Raw genomic sequence first — 1,712 nt, 5'->3', positions numbered from 1 at the left:
TGCGGCAATCATCCCAACAACCGGAAACTGTCAGGTATCTCTCCGAACACCTGTCAGATATCTCCCCGGTCTGAACATGCCCCTGGACCCCACTGGGGCCTGAATGCCCCAGACCTCCGATCGTTCGTCTTTCGCCGCACAACGGCCATCGGCCGTCACGCCGCGTAAAGGTCTTATGGCGCTGCGCGCAAAAACAAGATGTTATGGGAGGCGCAGAGGGCCTGCGGTCCCCTGCAAGGTTTTGGCTTTTCCGGCACGGAGGCGCGGCAATGGCGGAGTATCACGTTTACCAACCGGCGGCGGGGCATGGGCTGGCGCACGATCCGCTGAATTCCATCGTCGCGCCGCGGCCGATCGGCTGGATTTCGACGCGCGGCGCCGACGGCGTGGCCAACCTGGCGCCCTACAGTTTCTTCAACCTGTTCAACTACGACCCGCCGATTCTCGGCTTCGCCAGCAGCGGCTGGAAGGACAGCGTGCGCAACATCGCGGCGACCGGGGAGTTCGCCTGGAACCTGGTGACGCGGCCCCTCGCCGAGGCGATGAACGCCACGAGCGCCGCGGCCCCGCCCGAGGTGGACGAGTTCGCCCTCGCCGGACTCGCCGCCGAACCCTGCCTGCGCATCGGCGCGCCGCGGGTGGCGGAAAGCCCGGTGTGCTTCGAATGCCGCCTGAGCCAGCTGATCCGCCTCAAGGGTGCGGACGGCAAGGAGATCGACTCCTGGCTCGTCCTCGGCGAGGCGGTGACGGTGCGCATCGACACCCGCCTGATCGTCGAGGGAGCCTACGTCACCACCGCGGCGCAGCCGATCCTGCGCGGCGGCGGCGCGGCGGATTACTTTTCCATCGGTGAGGAGCAGTTGTTCCGCATGCGCCGCCCCGGCTGACGCCGGGGCGGAGTGCGGAGGTACGGATCAGGCCGCCTTGGCCGGGTCCTTGCCGAGATTCTTCGGCCCTTCCGGACGGCTCTTGAAGAAGGCCGCCGCGACCTTGGGGAACATCGCGTAGGTCAGCACGTCCTCGTCGGAACCGTTGAAGCCCTCGATCGCCGCGGCCTCGGCCCTGAGTTGGTCCCATTCCGGCTTCAGGAGGTCGGCGGGGCGGCCGGTGATGACCGGCTTGCCGGAAAGCATCTCCGCCTGGGCCAGAACCTCCGGGTTCTTTTCGCCGAGCGTGCTGCCGTAATAGCCGAGCATCAGGTCGGAGAACTCCGAGGTCTGGGTGGCGTAGCGCTCGTCCATCAGCACGTTGAACACCGCTTGGGTGCCGACGATCTGGCTCGACGGGGTGACGAGCGGCGGGAAGCCGCAATCGGCGCGCACCCGCGGCACCTCGGCCAGAACCTCGGCGACGCGGTCGGTGGCCTCCATCTCGCGCAGTTGGTTGGTCATGTTGGAGATCATGCCGCCGGGAATCTGGCTGTCGAAAATCTCCGTATCGACGCCGGTGTAGTCGCTGAGGAAGGCCTTGTAGCGCGGGCGGATCTTGGCGAAGTGCCTCTTCGCCTTGAGCAGGCGCGCCTTGTCGAGGCGGGTTTCGAAGCCGGTGCCTTCCAGCATTTCCACCACCGCCTCGGTGGGGTTGTGGCCGGAGCCGAGCGCCAGCGAGCTGATCGAGGCGTCGATGATGTCGCAGCCCGCCTCGATCGCCTTCATCAGGGAGACCATGGTGACGCCGGTGGTGGCGTGCACGTGCAGGTGGACCAGGGTGTC

General features: G+C 66.8%; 2 protein-coding genes. One reads left to right on the top strand and one right to left on the bottom strand.

Annotated features, from left to right (window positions below; all coding sequences use genetic code 11):
- The first annotated feature begins 269 nt into the window (after positions 1 to 269).
- Positions 270 to 887 (top strand): flavin reductase family protein, encoded by a 618-nt coding sequence (locus O7R11_RS14920; RefSeq protein WP_337998329.1) that lies wholly within the window; start codon positions 270 to 272, stop codon positions 885 to 887.
- Positions 888 to 914: 27 nt separating this feature from the next.
- Here O7R11_RS14920 and O7R11_RS14915 read toward each other — a convergent pair.
- The coding region (locus O7R11_RS14915; protein ID WP_476445267.1) for an acetyl-CoA carboxylase biotin carboxylase subunit family protein at positions 915 to 1,712 on the bottom strand (798 nt) is incomplete at its 5' end.

Source organism: Oleispirillum naphthae, assembly GCA_027864655.1.
GTDB lineage: Bacteria > Pseudomonadota > Alphaproteobacteria > Rhodospirillales > Rhodospirillaceae > Oleispirillum > Oleispirillum naphthae.
The sequence above is the reverse complement of the archived record's forward strand: the minus strand, read 5'-3'. Positions and strand labels throughout refer to the sequence as shown.